The following is a 17,792-nucleotide window of genomic DNA, read 5'->3' on the forward strand; positions in this document are numbered from 1 at the left end:
TCAACCGGCCACGATCTGCCATCGACGGGCAGCAGCCTCGCGAGAGTGCCGACAGGCCCCAGCTCGGCAGGCCCCAGCTCGGAAATCCCCAGCTCGGCAACGACCTGCTCACCCGTACCCGTGGGCCTGACGGAGCTGACGCAGGTACAGACATGTCAAAGACTTCCCCATGGATCACACAAGCTGCGGACAGACCCACCCGGACAGGAGTGCGATGTCGCCCACGCCGTCGTCGACGGGACCTACCACCCCTCAGGGACACCCATGCGACGTACCACCCTCAGCCGTGCCACCGCAGCGGCTGTCGGCACCCTCGCCATGTTCGCCACGACCGCCCTCACCGGCGCCGTGCCGGCCACCGCCGCACTGAGCGCATCGGCCGCACCGGCGCCGATACCGGCCGCGATCGGACATCGGATGGTGTCCGGCCAGTTCCCCACTCCCCTCACGCCCAGCCAGTGCCAGGCCCAGTTCCAGGCCTCCTGCTACGGAGCCACCCAGCTCGAGCAGGGCTACGACGAGCACCCGCTCCTCGACCGGGGGATCAACGGGGCCGGCCGCACCATCGTGATCGTCGACTCCTTCGGATCGCCGACCATCCAGCACGACCTGGACGTCTACAGCGCCCAGTACGGCATCCCCAGCACCAACGTCCAGGTCGTGAAGTGGGGCACCGTGCCGCCCTTCGACCCGGGCAACTCGGACATGACCGGCTGGGCCGAGGAGACCACGATCGACGTCGACATGGCGCACGCCATGGCCCCCGGCGCGAAGATCGTGCTGGTCGAGACCGGCGTCTCGGAGCAGGAGGGGACCACCGGGTTCCCCGAGATGATGGCCGCCGAGGACTCGCTGATCAAGCAGGGCGTCGGTGACGTCATCACGCAGAGCTTCGGCGCCACCGAGAACACCTTCCCGGGCTTCGACCAGGGCGACTACTCCAGCCTGCTCAACCTGCGCTACGCCTACAAGGACGCGGCCGCGCACGGCGTCACCGTGCTCGCCTCCTCGGGCGACAACGGCGTCACCGACGCCGAGTCGGACGGCAGCACCCTCTACCCGTACCCGGTGACCTCCTGGCCGCCCTCCGACCCGCTGGTGACCGGCGTCGGCGGCACCACGGTGAAGCTGGACGACAACGGCAACCGGCTGAGCCCGGACTCCGTCTGGGACGACCCGTCGACCGGCGGCGGCGCCTCCGGGGGCGGCAAGTCCAAGGTCTTCAGCCGCCCGCTGTTCCAGCTCGGCGTGCAGAGCACCGTGGGCAACTCCCGTGGCGTGCCGGACATCAGCATGGTCGGCGACCCGAACACCGGCGTCTGGACCTACAACAGCTTCGGGCCGCAGGACGACGGCTGGGAGCTGTGGGGCGGCACCAGCGTGGCCAGCCCGGTCTTCTCCGGCGTGGTGGCACTGGCCGACCAGGTCGCCGGGCACCGCCTCGGGAACCTGAACTACGGCCTCTACGCGCTGGGTGCGGCGCAGCAGGCCGGCGCCAAGTGGACCGGGATCAACGACGTCGTGGGCGGCTCCAACACCTACAACAACGTCCCCGGCTGGCCCGTCACCCCGGGCTACGACATGGCGACCGGCTGGGGCACGGTGGACGTGGCCAAGTTCGTGCCGACGATCGCCGCACTCGGCTGACGCAGCATCAGTAGTTCTGCTGGGCATGCCAGTTCAGCTCATGCCAGCAGAACGACCGGGTACCGCGGGAGCGCCGGCCGAACAATCGGCACCGGCGCTCCCGCGCTCATCCGCCCTGATTTTCCAGGGCCCCGAACGGTCGAACGCGCCGTGCCCTTGAAGTGGACTGCCTGGTCCAGGGCAATCCGGCGTCCCTGCCGCCATCGACTACGGCGGGCCACCAGAAGTACGCCGACGCCTGCTGACGGGGTGTCGGCGGAGGTCGATAGGGTCGGACCACCTGATCAGCTGAGGAGCGCCCGACCGATGAGATCTCCGGCCGAGCTGGACCGCGTCCAGTGGCACGACCTGACCCATGCCTACGGTTCCGCCGAGGACGTGCCCGTGCTGATCAGGGCGCTGTACGAGGAGGACCAGGAGGAGGTCGAGGAGGCGATCTACGAGCTGTACGGCAACATCCACCACCAGGGCACGGTGTATCAGGCCTCCGCTCCCGCCGTGCCGTTCCTCGCGCACGCCGCCGTGCACGTCCCGGGCAGGCGCGCCGAGCTGCTGATGCTGCTCGCCACGCTCGCCGCCCACGAACCCGAGGACGTCGACTCGCCGCACTGGGCGGGGAGTTCCGTCGCCGCGGTCTGCGCCGAGCTGGGCCGGGTGCTGCCGGACCTGCTGCCCTGCCTGGCGGACGCCGACGGCACCGTGCGCCGGGCGGCCCTGCGGGTGGCGGCGGCCCTGGCCGAGGTGCTGCCGGCCGGGCCGCGGGAGGAGGCCGAGGCGCGCGTCGCGGGGCTGTACGACGGCGACCCCGTGCCGGCGGTGCGGGCCGACGCGATGGTGGCGTTGGGCCGGTTCGGGCGCGAGGTCGCGGGGTTGGACGGCCCGCTGCCCGAGATCCGGCTGGCGGCAGCCCTGCTCACGGCCGAACGCTGCGAGCCGCCGTACCCGGCCGAGCTGGTCGCCGTCCTCGCCGCCGACGGCGCCGTACCCGCGCCGAGGGCCGATGCGCTCCCGTGGGGCGGCAGCACCCAGGAGGAGCGGCTGGCCCAGCTGCTCAGCGAGGACCCCGACGCGGGCCTGGCCGTGGCCGCCGGCTGGATCGCGGCGGGCGACCTCGACGCGCGCGGCTCCTGGCTGGCCCGGCAGATCGCCGATACCTGGCGGGACCGGGAACCGCAGGTGCTGGACCTGCTGCTGACCGCCCTGCCCCAGCAGCCGGACGCCGATGCGCTGACCGGTCCGCTGCTCGCGGTCGGCCACTGGGTCGAGCTGGTGCCCGAGCCGAGCGGCGACCTGCGGGACGTGCTGCACGGGTACGCGACCGGTGCGGACGACGAGGTCGCGGAGCGGGCCCTGCACGCCCTGGTGCGCTCCCGCGACCCGCGGGCCGTGGAGCTGGTGGTGCGGCGGCCCAGCGCGCGGCTGCTCGCGGCGGCGGCGCGCCACTTCCCGACGGCGGCCGAGCAGTTGACACCCGTGATCCGGCGTCAGCTCGCCGCCGGCGCCGCCGGCAACGAGGGGATCGCCCTGGTGCTGGCGCTGGCACCGCTGGGTGCCGCCGCCCGGCAGGCGCAGCCCGAACTCGTCGACTGCCTGCGCACCCGGCGCGCCGCCATCGTCGCCGCCGAACAGCTCGGCGCGAACGGGCCGGCCACGGCGGAGGTCGTCGAGCTGCTGCGGGAGGCCGCCGGGAGCTCCGACACCTCGCTGCGGTCCGCGGCGGCCGTGGCCCACTACCGCGTGACCGGCGACGCCGACCTGGCCGTCGGCACCTTCGAGCAACTGCTCACGGGCCAGGGCGAGGTGCACTGGTTCATGTCCCGCCTGGAGCCGCTGGGCAGCGCCGCCGCCCCGCTGCTCCCGCTGGTCGAACCGTTCCTGACCGCCGAGTACGAGTGGATCCGGATGTCCGCCGCCGAGGCCCACCTGTGGATCACCGGCTCGCCCGACCGCGCCCTCCCGATCCTCACCGAACTGGTCGGCCCGACCCGGGTCGGCCTGAAGGCCCTGGACACGCTCGCCACGATCGGCCGCCTCCCCGACGAACTCCGCCCCACCCTGGAGACCTTCGCCTCCTCCCCGCGCCGCCTGCTCACCGATTCGCCGCACTCCGGAGACAGCCACCCGGACGATGAACTGCGCACCCTGGCCCGCCGGCTGCTCGCCGCGGGCTAGGACCGAGTTGCAAACCCCCTCGCCAACTCGTCGGTGATGCGCGAGTGCACACCACGCATCAATCGGAGCGTCGAGTCCAGCTCCGCCTCGGGCACCCCCGACTTGGCCTGACCATCGAGAGTCTCTCCGAGGCGCCGCAGCTCGGCCAGCGCTTCGAGACGGTCGAAGGGCTGCTCCGACGTGATTGGGGCAGGCGAGCGGGGGTTCACTCGGCCCCCTGGCCAGGGGGCGGTGTCGCGCGCATCCTCACACGGTGGACGTAGCGCGATGCTCGCTCGTAGCCCTCTTGGCAGTACGGCAATATGACCAACTGGGCGTTACCAAGGGAAATGTGGGGACCGGGGGCGACCCAGGTCTGCCGGTCGCAGCAGACGCACCACCCGAATCGCCACATGTGGCGCGGCGGCAGGGCAACCGACTCGGCAGGCTCGGGGCTGGTGCTCATCAGGCGCGCTCGCCCGACAGTCGCACCTGAGTGGCATCCCGAGGTGTGCCGGCTCGGATGACCGGGATCAACTTCGGTTCACCCGGCAGGGGTTGGATGGCACTCGCGGGAGTGTCCCACTCGATGCCGCCGGCTTCCGGTCGAAGGCTGACGAGATTCTGGCCGTTGCGCCCCATGAACACCCCGTCGCACTGGTGCTGCTCGTCCCGGACCAGCTCACCTTTGCGGGGTACGTACAAGGGCCGTGAGGGCTCTCTGTTCGTAGACATCAAACGACTCCTCTCCGTAGTGAATCCACTACCAGGACGACTCACTGTCCTCTACGCTCAGAACGTCTTCAACGTGTCAGATCGGAAGGAAGACTGGATCTTGAACCGTCTGGAGTTGGATCCCCACTCATCCCCGCGCGCGGCCTTCGGCGCGCAACTGCGCACCTCACGCGAGGAGAACGGCTGGACCCAGGACGAGCTGGGTGAACGGCTGGAGTACTCGGGGACGCATGTGTCAGCCGTAGAAACCGGGCGGAAGCCCCCAACACTTCGTTTGGCCAGGAGAGCTGACGTTGTGTTCGGTACGGGGACCTTGTTTCTGGACATGTTCCGGGACATCAGAAGAACCTCGCTCCTCGAAGGCTTCCCGGACTACGTGGCCCACGAGGCGCGGGCGGTGGAGATTCGGCTCTTCGAACTCGGCATCATCCCTGGGCTGTTGCAGACGCCGGAGTACGCGGCGGCGGTGACCATGGGAGCTGTTCGCCGGGGCAACATCACCCAGGAACAGGCCGACGAACGTCTGACGTTCATTGCGGAGCGACAGGCGCGCCTTGTGCGGCACCCGGCCCCGCTGATTCACGCGGTGCTGGATGAAAGCTGCATCCGACGGCCGGTCGGCGGCCCGGCGGTGATGGCTGCCCAGCTGGATCAGCTGATCGCCTTCGCCGAACTGCCGCATACGGTCCTCCAGGTGGCCCCGTACGACATAGAAGAACGCCGCTCATTCGATCTGCCGGTGAACATCCTCACCCTGCCTGACCGATCGCTGGTGGCCTACGCGGAGTCCGCCCTACAGGGTCATCTTGAGCGAGGGAGTGACGCCGTGGTGCCGGTGCTGACGGCCTACCATCAGCTACAGGCTGAAGCGCTGTCGCAGACTGCGTCAGTGGCCGTGATCCAGCAGGTACGAAAGGAACTCCAGTGATCGACCCCGCATGGTTCAAGTCCAGCTACAGCAGCAACGGCGGAAACTGCATTGAGGTAGCCCCCAATATTCCTGGCGTGATCCCCGTCCGGGACTCCAAGGACCCCGAGGGCGGCTCCCTGGTCTTCCCTCCTGGCGCGTTCGCCGCGTTCGTGGCAGGGGTCAAGGACGGCGACTTCGGCACTGTCTGACGGCTCCCGCACCGGAACCCCCTGTGCAGCGCTACGGGCCGCGCGGGGGTTCAGTGCTGTCTGCGGAGCTTGTCCGTCGTAGGCTCGCCTGTCTGCGCGACGCCCGGGTCCGGCGTGGTCAGTCCAGTTGGGCGAGCAACTCCGGGCCGCCCCATGCCTTCGCGGCGCCGGCCCCGGCTGCCTCGGCCTCGTGGACCAGGGCGATCAGGCGGGCGTTGGCGGGAGCGGTGAGCCCGTGGCGGGTGGCGAGGGCGGTGATCTCGCCCTGTAGCGTGTCGACTTCGGTGGGGCGCCCCCGTTGGAGGTCCTCCCACATCGAGGAGCGGGCCTGGGCGTCGATCCGCAGGGTAGCGCCGGCCAGCCGCTGGAAGAGCGTGTCGGGCAGCCGGAGTACCCGGGGTGTCCAGGTGGGGGGAACCGGCCCGAGGCGGGCGGGGGTGATGCCCTCGGCCCGGAACGCGGTAAGCGCTTCCCGCTGGCAGCGCGCCAGGCAGGCCCGGTAGGCGCGCTGGCCCAACTGCTCGCGCAGCGGCAGGCCGGAAAGCGCGTTCACGGCGTTGTTCAGGTTCATCAGCAGCTTGGCCGCCTGGACGGCGGGCATGTCCTGACGCAGCGCCAGCGGGAGTCCGGCGAAGCGGGCCGCCGCCGCGAAGGCGGCGCTGTGCGGGGTGTCCGCGAGCATCAACTGGCCTGCGGTGCCCTGGTGGAAGGCGGCGCTGCCGGTGCGCACCACGTTGTAGGGGACCATGCCGGCCAGCACCGGGTGATCGGGGAGTTCGGCGCTGAGCAGTTCGGGGTTGTGCAGCCCGTTCTGGAAGCTGATCACCACGGTGTGCGGGGCGAGGTGCGCTGCGAGCTCGCGGGCGGCACCGGCGGTGTCGGCGGATTTGACGGTCACCAGGACGTAGTCGGCACCGGCCGCCGCGCTCGCGCCGGTGGCCGGCCGCAGGGTGCGGATCGCGGGCCGGGCGGCGTCGGGGCCCGGCCCGGTCAGCGTCAGCCCGTCGCGCTCGATGGCCGCCATCGCGCTCGGGCGGCCGATCAGGGTGACCTCGGCGACCCCGGGAACGGCGGCGAGCCGGCCGCCCAGGTGGCAGCCGATGCTACCGGCGCCGAGTACGGCGATCCGCGGCGGCGGGGCGGTGAGGGCGGCGGGGTCGGTGGGCACAGGTGCTCCTCAGTCGAAGAGGTCGGGGTCCGAGGCCGTGATCTGGTCCCACAGCGGGCGGGCCTGGAACCAGCCGGCCAGGTGCGAGCCGAGCTGTCCCCGGGTGATCAGCGCGGTCTCCCGGTCGATCAGCTTGGGGGTGCCGGCGGCCATCGCCAGCAGCTGCGCCTGACAGGAGCGCTCCATGGTGATGAACCACCAGACCGCCTCGGCCACCGAGTGACCGACCGTCAGCAGGCCGTGGTTCTGCAGGATCACCGCCTTGAAGTCGCCGAGCGCCGCCGCTATCCGGCGCCCCTCCTCGGTCTCGTTGACCACGCCGCGGTAGTCGCTGTAGAGGCCGTGGTCCTCGAAGAAGGCGCAGGCGTCCTGGGTGATCGGGTCCAGCCGGACGCCGAGGCTGGAGAACGCCTTCCCGTAGAGCGAGTGCGAGTGCGCGGCGGCGATCGCGTCCGGGCGGGCGGCGTGCACCTGGGAGTGGATCACGAAGGCCGCCCGGTTCACCGGCCGGTTGCCGTGCAGCAGCGTGCCCTCGTGGTCGACCAGGATCAGATCGGAGGCCTTGATCTGGTTGAAGCTCATCCCGAACGGGTTCACCCAGAACCACTGCGGGTTCTCCGGGTCGCGCACGGTGATGTGGCCCGCCACCCCCTCGGAGAACCCGAAACGGCCGAACAGCCGGAACCCGGCCGCCAGTTGCTCCCTGCGGTACTGACGCTCGGCCTCGACCGTCTCGAAGCTGGGCGGCATCGGCAGGGTGACGCCCGCCGGGACCGGACCGACCACGCCGGCCAGCGCGGCGGGCAGCGGAGCAGCCGGCGAGGCGGTGAGGGTGTTGTTGTCGGTGCTGCTGACGGTGCTGCTGACGGAGTTGCGCACAGCGGGCTCCAGGACGTCGGCGACAGTGCGGACAGCCAGAAGATACACTCGTGTATCCGATACGCCAATGCATCCGATCTCGCCGCAGCGGCCGATCCAGGGAGAGTGCCCGATGCCCAAGGGTGTGACCAAGCGCCGCCCCCTCACCCGCGCGGCGCTGCTGGACGCGGCGCTCGCGACCTTCGCGGAAAGCGGTTTCCACGCGACCTCGATCGAGCAGATCTGCGAGCGCGCCGGCTACACCCGCGGCGCCTTCTACTCGAACTTCAGCAGCAAGGAGGAGCTCTTCCTCGCGCTCTTCGACGCGCACAGCGAGCGGGTCATCGCCCGGATCGCCACCCTGGTGGACTCGATCGACGCCGAGCACCTCACGCTGCAGGGCCTGGTGGACCTGCTCTCCGACATCGAGCCGGCCGAACGCGACTGGTACCTCGTCACCACCGAGTTCACCCTGCACGCGATCCGCGACCGCCAGGCCGCCTGGGTCCTCGCCCAGCACGACGCCCGCCTGCGTGCGGAACTCGCCCGCGGCCTGACCGACCACCTCGCCCGCGCCGGCCGCACGCTCACCGTGGACGCCGACGAACTCGCCCGCCTGCTGATCGCGATCCGCGAGGGCGGCCTGGCCCAGAGCTACGTCGAGCCCGACCAGTTGCCGCCCGGGCAGCTCGAACGCCGCTTCCTGGCACCGCTGTTGACGGCGCTCACGGCGCCGCGACCCTGAGACCCCGAGGCCCTGAGGTCCTGAGCCCCTGAGCCCCTGAGCCCCTGAGCCCCTGAGCCCCTGAGCCCTAACGCACGTCCGGCGCCAGCGCGGCGAAGGCCCGGTGGAGCAGGTCGGCGAGGTTGAGGCCCTCGCGCTGCGCGTCCGACATCTCGTGGTAGGTGAGCCGCACGACGCGCAGCACGCCCACCCCCGCGCGCGCCAGCACGGCGGCGCGCAGCACCGCCCCGGTGTCCGGGTCGGACTGCGCCAGGGCCAGCCGATCCAGGAAGGCGGCGGAGATCGCCTCCTCCAGATCGAGCAGCAGCAACCTGTCCCCGCGACTGGTCGGGTCGGCGGTCAGCGGGTAGGGCCCGACGAGCAGGATCGCCGGGAGGGCGTCGTAGCGCCGGGCCAGCTCCAGGATCGCCTCGCGCAGCGCCGCCAGCGGCGGCTCGGCCGCCGGGCGGATCCGGATCTCCGCCACCAGCTTCGGGATGAGGTCCCGGACCTGCTGCAGGATCAGGCTCTCCTTCGACGGGAAGTAACGGAAGAAGGTGCGCTCCCCCACCCCCGCCGCCCGGGCGATGTCCCGCACCGTGGTCGCCTCGTAGCCCTGCTCGCGGAAGAGGCGGGTCGCCTCCCGCACCAGGGCGTGGTGAGTGCGCCGCTTGTTCTCTTCCCGGCGTCCCGGTCCTGCGTCGTTCACCCCTGGATCATCTCAGCTCGGCGCCGCGCTCCCGAACACCCGCCCGGCCCGCCTGAGCCCACTCCGGGAAATTTGGCAGTTCTGCCATATTTGCTAACGTGGCAGAACTGCCAGTTTTCCCGCGCAGGATCGTCAGACTCGGAGTCCGTCATGCCCACCCTTCTCCACCGCCTGGGGCGCTTCGCCTTCCGGCACCGACGGCGCGTCCTGGCGCTCTGGCTCGCGGTCATCGCCGCGGTCGTCGGCTGCATGGTCGCGTTCGGCGGCCCCGGCAAGCTGGATGACACCTTCTCGATACCGGGCTCGGAATCGCAGGTGGCGCTGGACCGGATGAAGACCGACTTCCCCTCCTCCTCCGGCACCAGCGCCCAGGTCGTCTTCACCGCCCCCGCCGGACAGAAGGTGACCGACCCCGGCGACCTGGCCGCGATCCGTGCCGCGCTGGCCCAGGCCAAGTCCGCGCCGCAGGTGGCCAAGGTGATCGACCCGGTCACCGCACAGACCGTGTCGGCCGACGGCAGCACCGCCATCGCGCAGGTGCAGTACGAGGTGGTGCAGAGCGCGCTCCAGCCCGGCTCGTTGGACGCGCTGAAGACGGCCGTCAGCGTCGGCGGGCAGCAACTGCCCGGGATGGACGTGCAGGTCGGCGGCGCCGCGTTCGGCGCCGGCGCCTCGAAGCCCGGTGCCGAGGACGTGATCGGAGTCGGCGTCGCGGTCGTCATCCTGGCGCTGACCTTCGGCTCGCTGCTGGCGGCCGGCCTGCCGCTGCTCAGCGCGATCGCCGGGGTGGTCGCCGCGATCGCCGGGGTGCTCTCGCTCACCGGGGTGACGGCGATCTCGTCGACCGCGCAGAGCCTGGCCCTGATGATCGGCCTGGCGGTCGGCATCGACTACGCGCTCTTCATCGTCAGCCGCCACCGGGCCGGGCTCGCCCAGGGGTTGGAACCCGAGGAGTCGGCCGCGCTCGCGGTCGGCACGGCCGGCAGCGCCGTGGTGTTCGCCGGGCTGACGGTGGTGATCGCGATGGCGGGGCTGTCCGTGGTCGGGATCCCGTTCCTGACCGTGATGGGCCTGAGCGCCGCCGGCGCCGTACTGATCGCGGTGCTCGTCGCGACCACGCTGCTGCCCGCGCTGCTCGGCTTCGCCGGCGCGCGGCTGCGGCCCAAGCCCGGCTCCCGGGCGCTGCGACGCGAGTTGGCGGTGGGGGGTGCCGGCGACGCCGCCGCCAAGAGCACCGCCGCGAACGCCGGGGAGCGCTGGTTCCGGCTGGTCACCCGCCGCCCGCTGCTCACCGTGCTCGCGGTGCTGGTCGCCGTCGGCGCGCTCGCCTGGCCCGCGCACAGCATGCGCCTGGCCCTGCCGGACAACAGCACCGCGCCGGCCGCCACCTCGCAGCGGGTCGCCTACGACCAGGTCAGCAAGGAGTTCGGCCCCGGCTTCAACGGCCCGCTGCTGGTCCTGGCCGACACCGCGCAGAGCGCCGACCCGACCGCGGCGGCCGACCGGATCGCGGCCACCATCCGCGCGTTGCCCGACGTCACGGCCGTCAGCCACCCGGTGGCCAACCCGGCGACCCACACCACGCTGATCCAGGTGATCCCCGCCAGCGCGCCCAGCGACCAGACGACCAGGACGCTGGTGAGCGCTATTCGTGGGGACGCGGACGCGCTGCGGCAGCAGACCGGAGCGACCATCGGCGTCACCGGCAGCACAGCGGTGGGGATCGACGTGTCGGCGAAACTCAACAGCGCGATGATCCCGTTCGCCGCCGTCGTGGTGGGCCTGTCGCTGCTCCTGCTGCTGCTGGTCTTCCGCTCGCTCGTGGTCCCGCTCAAGGCCGCGGTCGGCTTCCTGCTGTCCGTCGCCGCGACCCTGGGGACCGTGGTGAGCGTTTTCCAGAACGGCCACCTGGCGCACCTGATCGGCGTCGACCGGGCCGGGCCGGTGAGCAGCTTCCTGCCGATCATCCTGCTGGCCGTGCTCTTCGGACTCGCCATGGACTACGAGGTCTTCCTGGTCTCCCGCAAGCGCGAGGCCTACGTCCGCACCCGCCGGCCGCTCGACGCCGTGCACAGCGGCGGCCGGCACAGCGCCCGGGTGGTCACCTCGGCGGCGTTGATCATGATCGCGGTGTTCGCCGCCTTCCTCGGCACCGAGAGCCAGATCCTCAAGCAGATCGCCTTCGCTCTGGCGGTCGGTGTGCTGCTGGACGCGTTCGTGATCCGGATGACCTTCGTCCCCGCGGTCCTCGCGCTCACCAAGCACGCCGCCTGGTGGCTGCCCCGCTGGCTGGCCCGCCTGCTGCCGGACCTGGACATCGAGGGCGAGCGGCTCCACCAACACCAGGAGCAGCCGGCGCAGTTGCGACTGGTCGAGGAGGTGCCGTCGCGGTGACGGCACGAGAGGAGCTGCCGTCGCTGTGACGGCACGAGAACCTCAGCGGCCTCGTGCGCCGGCGGCCGAAGCGGACGGCCTCGGTCAGCGACCCACCTCCCGTGCGCGGAAGTCCTCGACCGTCTCCCGGCGGATCAGCAGGCGGGCGAGGCCGTCGCGGACGGCGACGACGGCGGGGCGGCCGACCATGTTGTAGCCGGAGGCCATGGAGAGCTGGTAGGCACCGGCGGCGGGGACGGCCAGCAGATCGCCGGGGTGCAGGTCGGCCGGGAGCCGCGCGTCGCGGACCAGGACGTCGCCCGCCTCGCAGTGGCGGCCGACCACGTCGACCACGGCGGGCGGCGCGTCCGAGGAACGGCCGACCAGCCGGACGTCGTACGCCGACCCGTAGAGCGCCGGACGCGGGTTGTCGCTCATGCCCCCGTCGACGGCGGCGAAGGTGCGACCGTCGGCGGTGTGCTTGACCGACAGCACCCGGTAGAGCGCCACCCCGGCCGGGGCGGCGATCGCCCGGCCCGGCTCGATCAGCAGCCGCGGCACGGCCAGACCGTGCTCGACGCACCGGGTGGCGAGGCGCTCGCTCACCGCGGCGGCGAACTCGGCCGGGTCCAACTCGCGGTCCTGCGGCAGGTAGCGGACGCCGTGGCCACCGCCGAGGTCGAGTTCGGGCAGTTCGACGCCATGCCGGTCGCGGACCTCGGCCAGCAGCTCCACCAGCCGGTCCAGCGCCGCCAGATAGGGCTCGATCTCGGTGATCTGTGATCCCAAGTGGCAGTGCAGCCCGACCAGTTGGAGGCTGCCCTGGCCCAGGGTGCGGCTGATCGCCTCGGCCGCGTCGCCGCCGGCGATCCGGAAGCCGAACTTCTGCCCGTCGATCCCCGTGCGCACCGAGCTGTGGTGCCCGGCGGCGACCCCGGGCACCACCCGGATCAGCACCCGCTGCGGAATGTCGGCGATCGCCAGCGCGGCCAGCCGGGGGATCTCGGCCAGGCCGTCGATCACGATCCGCCCCACCCGCAGCCGTCGGGCCAGCCGCAGTTCCTCGGGGGTCTTGGCGTTGCCGTGCAGCAGGATCCGCTGGGGCGGAAAGCCGGCGGCGGTGGCCAGCCGCAACTCGCCCGCCGAGCAGACGTCCAGGCCCAGGCCCTCCTCGGCCACCCAGTCGGCCATCGCGCTGCACAGGAACGCCTTTGCCGCATACAGGACTTCGGCGTGCGGCAAGGCCTCGCGGTAGGCCCGGGCACGCGCCCGGACCTCGCCCTCGTCGAGGACGTAGAGCGGGGTGCCGAAGCGGTCGGCGGCCTCGTCCAGACCGACACCGCCCACCAGCACCTCGCCGCCGGGGCCCGGGCGGGCGGAGGCGGGCCAGGGGCTGCCGAGCGGCTGCGACTGCGGCTCGGGCGACGGCTGCGCCACGCGGGTGGCCGTGACGGTGCCGGCGGGCGAGGCGGTGGACGTGCCCGTGGGCGAGGCGGTGGCGGACCGGCTGGTGGCGACCTGGGTTTTGAGCATGCGGACGCTTCCTTCCACTCGCGGCACGGGCCCAGCGGAGATCTTGGCCCGCCTCAAGTGGAGCCCGGACAGACGGTCGCCGCACCCCCTCTTGACGCGCGGGCTACGCGTAACCCGCCTTCCTTCACGACACCTTGACGGCGGTACGGCCATTCGACTGCTGCTGGTAGGCGCGCAGCGTGGTGGAGGCGGTCGGCCAAGGGCGGCGGTGCGGGCGCAGCCGCCGCCAGTCGTACGGCGGGTGGCCGAGCTTGGGGCGGCGGCGGTCGTAGCAGTTGCTGGCCGCCCAGCTGAGCACGCAGAGCACCATCAGGGCGTCGACGGCATGGTCGGCGGGCCCGCGGGCCGGAGTGGTCAGCGCGCCGAGCACCCCGGTCCAGAGCCAGCCGCCGAGCGCCGGGTAGACCACCAGCTGGTGCCAGATCTTGGTCGGGGCGAGCGCCTGCTCGCGCGTGAAGAACCCGCTGCGCAGCTCCGCCCGCCACTGCAACAGCCCGTAGCCGAGGCAGCCGGCCGCGAAGACGGCCGCATACGGCGCCGCGGCCGGCCCGGTCGGCGGCGCGCCGTGCAGCCGGCCGGCCCCGAGCCCCACGGCGACGGCGAGCAGCGGGTCGCCCAGGGTGATCGCCAGGAACTCTTCCTTCGGCCGCGGTCGCCGTCGCTCCAGCAGCAGCGCCAGCGCCCACAGCGCGCCTGGCGTCACCGCCAGCGCGGTGGCCCCGGCCAGCCACGGACCGTGACAGAGCGCGGCCCCCAGCCCGGGAATCCCGCACCGGCCCGTCACGCGGCGGCGCCGGAGCAGCGGGCGGCAGGGGTCGGCACATCGCACCAGCTCATCGGACGGGGCGCTCCTCTCAGCCCCCCTCGTTCCGGCTACGGTCGCCATCCTGCGCAGTCACCGGTCGCCGGGGCGTCGCGGCGCGCCGGGAGCCGGGGCATTGCCGTTAGCCGCTCGGTGCCTCGCCGCCTGCCGCACCGGCGCGAGCGGGCTCCAAGGCTCCCGTCGCGGCTGCGGCCCTCGGACGCGGAGCCGTCTTGCCCCGGTGCATCGCGCGTTCCAGGTCGCCGACCGCCTGGGCGAGCAGCCGGGAAGCGGCGCACAGCAGGTCAAGCCGGTCGTGGTGGTCGAGGTGGTCCGGGGCCCCGGTGTCGGGCGTGGCCGCCGCGCGCAGTTCCTCTTCCCAGGCCCGCTGCGCCTCCCGCAGCCGGCTGAAGTCCACCGGGTGCCCGGCCGCCACAGCGGTGGCGGCCACCGCCGTGGCGTCCACCAGGGCCGCGGCGAACCGCTCGGCGCCGGGGACAGGGCGGGCGTCCGGCGCCGGTAGGTGGGCCTCCAGCAGCAGGCCGGTGCGGGCGACCAGGCCGACCGCCGCGCGGGCCTTCTCCAACTGGTTGGCGGGCAGCGCGTGGCAGAGCACGTCCCGGACGGGTTCGGCCTCGGCGCGCTCGACGGCCTGGACGAGTTCGGCCCGGGCGGCACGGGCGTCCAGCAGGGCGGCGCGGACCTCCTGACGCGAGTGCGCGGGCGGGTCGCCGAAGACGGTCAGCACGGTGGCGCAGTAGCGCCCGCTGGCGGTGATCCAGTCGGCGAGGCGGTCGGCGAGCCGGGCCGAGGCCCAGCTGGGGAAGAACGCGAAGATCAACAGGGCGACCGCGCCACCGAGCAGGGTGAGGCCGATCCGCTCGCCGGCGATGGTGAGCGGTCGGCCGCCCTGCAGGCCGAGCAGCAGCACCACGTAGGCGGAGACGCAGGCGGTCATCAGCGCGTAGCCGGTCCGGTTGGTCAGGTAGGCGCCGCCGATGCAGAGCACCGCGAGGGCGGCCGACCACCAGGGGCCCGGGTGCAGCAGTTCGACGAGGACCGTGCTGACCGCGACGCCGACCGCGGTCCCCGCCAGCCGGGCGACGCCGCGGCTGAAGGTCTGGCCGAAGTCGGGGCGGATCACCATCGCGGCGGTCAGCGGCGCCCAGTAGGCGCGGTGCAGGCCGGCCATTTCGGCGACCAGGTGGGCCACCGTGACCACTGTCGCCAGCCGCACCGCGTGCCGCAGCACCGGCGATCCGGGGTCGAGCTGGCGTCGGACGGCGCGCAGCACCAGCGGCACCATGCCGAACAGGGAGGGGCGCAGCAGCGCGCCGCCGGCGACGGATGTCGGGGCGGCGACGGTGTCGTGGCCGTCGTGGGCGCCGTGGTCGAGGGTGTCGACGGCCCGGCCGAGCAGCGCGGCCACTTGCCGCGCGGCGGCCCGCGCGGGGCCCGGGAGCGGCGGGACGCCATGCTGCTGCGAGACCAGCGCCGTCGCGGCTCGCGGCAGGTCGAGCGGTTCGCCGGTGCGGATCGCCAGGGCGAGCGCGTCGAGCGTCTCGGCCGCGGCGGCCAGCAGCTCGCAGACCCGGGCGCGTTCGGCGCCGCTCTCCGGGGCCCCGCCGCGCGGGTCGGCGAGCGCGGTCAGCGCCGGACGCATCGACTCGGCCAGGCCCCGCAGGCCGCGCAACTCGGGCGGGCGGTGGCGGTCCTGCCACGGGGTCAGCTCGGAGGCGCTGCGGGCGGTGATCAGCGCCGCCGGGTCGACGGGGGTGGTCGGGTCCTCGCGCAACTGGCGCGCGTAGTCGGCCAGCGAGCGGTACGCGTCGGCGAGCGCGTCGCGCTGGGCCCGCCAACTGTCGATCGGCCAGAGCGTGATCACCGCCGCCTGCACCACGCCGCCGAGCGCGCAGAGCAGCGCGTGGCCGAGCGCGGTCGGCACGCTGACCGGCAGTTGGACCACCACCAGCATCACCGAGACCGTGGTGGCCGCGACCACGCCACCGGTGGGTCCGACCGACCAGGCGAGGCCCGCGAGCAGCGCCCAGGCGGCCAGCACCACCGGGAAGAGTCCGGGCACCGAGACGGACAGGTAGCCGGTGAAGGTGCTGATGCCCAGGCCGATCCCGGCCGCCACGGCGAGCGAGGGGCGCGGCCGGAAGCTGCGCTGGAAGGTGGCGGTGCCGGCGATGAACGCGCCCATCGCGGCCGAGGTGGCCAGCCGTGGTCCGCCCAGCGCGAGGGTCGGGAAGAGCACCAGCGCCACCGCGAGTGCGCCGCGCGCTGCCCGCTTGGGGTTGGTCAGGGTCCGGTCCAAGTGCAGCCCGGTGCGCGCGGTGTCGCGGAGGGCGTCGATCCAGGGCATGGCGAGCAGTGTATTCGGACGATGATCCTCCGAATTCAGCCTCCGGTTTCCCACCTGGAACGTTCCGCCGGTGCGCGCCCTCCTGACTGGACGACAGATGCTCCCTAGGGCCTGTACGGCGGATCTTTTCGGATGAGCCCGCGGCGTTGGGCGCCCGGCTGGGCGTGCGCCCGAGTCGTCCTCGTACTGGACGTACTTGGGCCATTCGGGCGTGCGTCCAGCCGGGATGCCCGGCGTCGCGGGCCCGGAAAGATCCGCCGTACAGGCCCTAGTCGAGGCTGAGGCGTTTGTTGAGGGCCTCGCCCGCGGGCAGGGTGTCGATGAGCTTGTGGAGGAAGTCGAGCAGCGCGTCGGTCTCCAGGCCGTCGGAGGCGGTGTCGATCGAGGTGTAGATGGCCTCTTCGATCCCGGCGACCGCGGTGGCCAGGCGTTCACCCTCAGGGGTGAGGCTGAGTTGGAGGTAGCGGCGGTCTTCGGCGTCGGTGCGGCGCTCGACCAGCCCGGCCGCGACGGCGCGTTCGACCAGCCGGCTGGGGTTGGTGCCGCTCTCGCACACCAGGAGCTGTCCGAGCCCGTTGAGGCTCAAGGTGCCGTGCTGCTGGAGCAGGCGCAGCACCTCGGCCTGCGACGGGGTGATGCCGAGGGGTTTGAGGGCCTGGGTCAGCAGCCGGTTGCCTTCGCGTTGGGCTGCCAGGATCGCGAACCGCAGGTGTTCGGCCTTACGCATCGGCGCCCTGTCGGGTGGTCGGCAGGGCGGCGATGAAGTTCTTGACCGCGGCGGCGTAGGTGGCTGGGTGGGAGAAGCGGAACATGTGCCCGGTGCGCGGCAGCACGACCTCTCGGGCGTCGGGGATGCCCGCGAGCATGATCCTGGAGGCGTTCTCGCCGATCAGCACGTCGTGCGAGGGGGTCAGGATCAGGGTCGGGACCTGGACCTGGCCGAGCACGTCAACGTAGTCGGCCGTGAAGATCGCTGACACGCGCGCACCGTAGGAGGCAGCCGGGGTGCTGGCGAGGAACAGTTCGCGGCTGCGCGCCTCGCTCCAGGGCACTTGGCCCTCACCGTCGAACGGGGAGGCGAGGCGGTGGGCGTGGGCTCGCAGCGTCAGCTGCCGGTAGAGCGGGCCGGGCGCCTTGCCCATCACCTGCGCCAGCGCCTTCAACGGCTTCGAGTCGATCGGGTTGGCCGCGAATCCGCCGGACAGGACCAGGGCGCGCAGGCCCTGCGGGCGGCGGGTGGCGAGGGCGAGCGCGATGTTCGCGCCGAACGAGTCGCCGACCAGCACGTAGTCGTCGAGATCCGCGATCGCGTTTTCGACGTGGTCGGCGTAGCGCTCGATGTCATTGATGCCTTCGGGCAGGCGCAGCGTGCGCTTGGGCGCCTCGCCGTAGGGGGCGAGCTGTTCGACACTCCACGGGGCGCCGGAGAGGCAGGGGATGAAGACGAGGGTCGGGTTCTTCTCTGCGGTGTTCGCAGCGTTCACAGTGTTCATGAGAACATATTACGCGACATATGTGTCGTGTCATATGTTAGCTGGGTCACACGTCGAAACGGATCCCGAACTGGCTGAGCGACGACGCGTCCGACGACGCCGAACACCTGGC

Annotated in this window: 14 protein-coding genes; 6 read left to right on the plus strand and 8 right to left on the minus strand. The window is 72.4% G+C overall.

All coding sequences use genetic code 11. The annotated features are described in order from the left end of the window. The first annotated feature begins 264 nt into the window (after positions 1 to 264). The 4 genes from P3T41_RS13765 (at position 265) to P3T41_RS13780 (ending at position 5,652) form a co-directional block, all read left to right on the plus strand. Complete coding sequence (locus P3T41_RS13765) at positions 265 to 1,647, plus strand: S53 family peptidase (RefSeq protein ID WP_280690086.1); 1,383 nt, start codon at positions 265 to 267, stop codon at positions 1,645 to 1,647. Positions 1,648 to 1,953: 306 nt separating this feature from the next. Then, a complete protein-coding gene (locus tag P3T41_RS13770; RefSeq protein WP_280690087.1) occupies positions 1,954 to 3,819 on the plus strand; it encodes a hypothetical protein in 1,866 nt (621 codons plus the stop codon). Between the two features lie 814 nt (positions 3,820 to 4,633). Further along, positions 4,634 to 5,461 (plus strand): helix-turn-helix transcriptional regulator, encoded by an 828-nt coding sequence (locus P3T41_RS13775; RefSeq protein WP_280690088.1) that lies wholly within the window; start codon positions 4,634 to 4,636, stop codon positions 5,459 to 5,461. After that, on the plus strand, positions 5,458 to 5,652 hold the full coding sequence (locus P3T41_RS13780; protein WP_280690089.1) for a DUF397 domain-containing protein: 195 nt from the start codon (positions 5,458 to 5,460) through the stop codon (positions 5,650 to 5,652). Before P3T41_RS13775 ends, P3T41_RS13780 begins: the two co-directional genes overlap by 4 nt. A 118-nt stretch (positions 5,653 to 5,770) precedes the next feature. On the opposite strand, the gene P3T41_RS13785 is transcribed toward P3T41_RS13780, so the two are convergent. Further along, positions 5,771 to 6,820, minus strand: a complete 1,050-nt coding sequence (locus P3T41_RS13785; protein WP_280690090.1) for a 2-dehydropantoate 2-reductase — start codon at positions 6,818 to 6,820, stop codon at positions 5,771 to 5,773. A gap of 9 nt (positions 6,821 to 6,829) precedes the next feature. Further along, positions 6,830 to 7,615: a class II aldolase/adducin family protein gene (locus P3T41_RS13790; protein WP_280690200.1), complete on the minus strand. Its 786-nt coding sequence runs from the start codon at positions 7,613 to 7,615 to the stop codon at positions 6,830 to 6,832. A 196-nt stretch (positions 7,616 to 7,811) separates the two neighbouring features. Here P3T41_RS13790 and P3T41_RS13795 point away from each other — a divergent pair, with 196 nt between their 5' ends. After that, entirely contained in the window at positions 7,812 to 8,423 is a 612-nt protein-coding gene (locus tag P3T41_RS13795; protein WP_280690091.1) for a TetR/AcrR family transcriptional regulator, read from the plus strand. A gap of 67 nt (positions 8,424 to 8,490) precedes the next feature. Here P3T41_RS13795 and P3T41_RS13800 read toward each other — a convergent pair whose 3' ends face one another. Further along, the gene (locus tag P3T41_RS13800) at positions 8,491 to 9,111 is read right to left on the minus strand and encodes a TetR/AcrR family transcriptional regulator (RefSeq protein WP_280690092.1); all 621 of its coding nucleotides are present in this window, start codon (positions 9,109 to 9,111) and stop codon (positions 8,491 to 8,493) included. Between the two features lie 150 nt (positions 9,112 to 9,261). Between P3T41_RS13800 and P3T41_RS13805 the strand changes: the two genes are divergently transcribed. Then, a complete protein-coding gene (locus tag P3T41_RS13805) occupies positions 9,262 to 11,505 on the plus strand; it encodes an MMPL family transporter (protein ID WP_280690093.1) in 2,244 nt (747 codons plus the stop codon). An 84-nt stretch (positions 11,506 to 11,589) separates the two neighbouring features. On the opposite strand, the gene lysA is transcribed toward P3T41_RS13805, so the two are convergent. The 5 genes from lysA to P3T41_RS13830 all read right to left on the minus strand — a co-directional run bounded on the left by lysA (position 11,590) and on the right by P3T41_RS13830 (position 17,680). Next, the gene (gene lysA / locus P3T41_RS13810; protein WP_280690094.1) at positions 11,590 to 13,017 is read right to left on the minus strand and encodes a diaminopimelate decarboxylase; all 1,428 of its coding nucleotides are present in this window, start codon (positions 13,015 to 13,017) and stop codon (positions 11,590 to 11,592) included. 124 nt (positions 13,018 to 13,141) lie between these two features. Beyond that, positions 13,142 to 13,720: a hypothetical protein gene (locus tag P3T41_RS13815; protein ID WP_280690095.1), complete on the minus strand. Its 579-nt coding sequence runs from the start codon at positions 13,718 to 13,720 to the stop codon at positions 13,142 to 13,144. Positions 13,721 to 13,961: 241 nt separating this feature from the next. Beyond that, the gene (locus tag P3T41_RS13820) at positions 13,962 to 16,187 is read right to left on the minus strand and encodes an FUSC family protein (RefSeq protein ID WP_280690096.1); all 2,226 of its coding nucleotides are present in this window, start codon (positions 16,185 to 16,187) and stop codon (positions 13,962 to 13,964) included. A gap of 268 nt (positions 16,188 to 16,455) precedes the next feature. Beyond that, on the minus strand, positions 16,456 to 16,914 hold the full coding sequence (locus P3T41_RS13825) for a MarR family transcriptional regulator (protein ID WP_280690097.1): 459 nt from the start codon (positions 16,912 to 16,914) through the stop codon (positions 16,456 to 16,458). Next, positions 16,907 to 17,680 carry an alpha/beta hydrolase gene (locus tag P3T41_RS13830; protein WP_280690098.1) on the minus strand — a complete coding sequence of 258 codons (774 nt, stop codon included), beginning with the start codon at positions 17,678 to 17,680 and terminating at the stop codon, positions 16,907 to 16,909. The genes P3T41_RS13825 and P3T41_RS13830 overlap by 8 nt, the downstream gene beginning before the upstream one ends. Between the last annotated feature and the right edge of the window lie 112 nt (positions 17,681 to 17,792).

Source organism: Kitasatospora sp. GAS204B (genome assembly GCF_029892155.1).
Taxonomy (GTDB): domain Bacteria; phylum Actinomycetota; class Actinomycetes; order Streptomycetales; family Streptomycetaceae; genus Kitasatospora.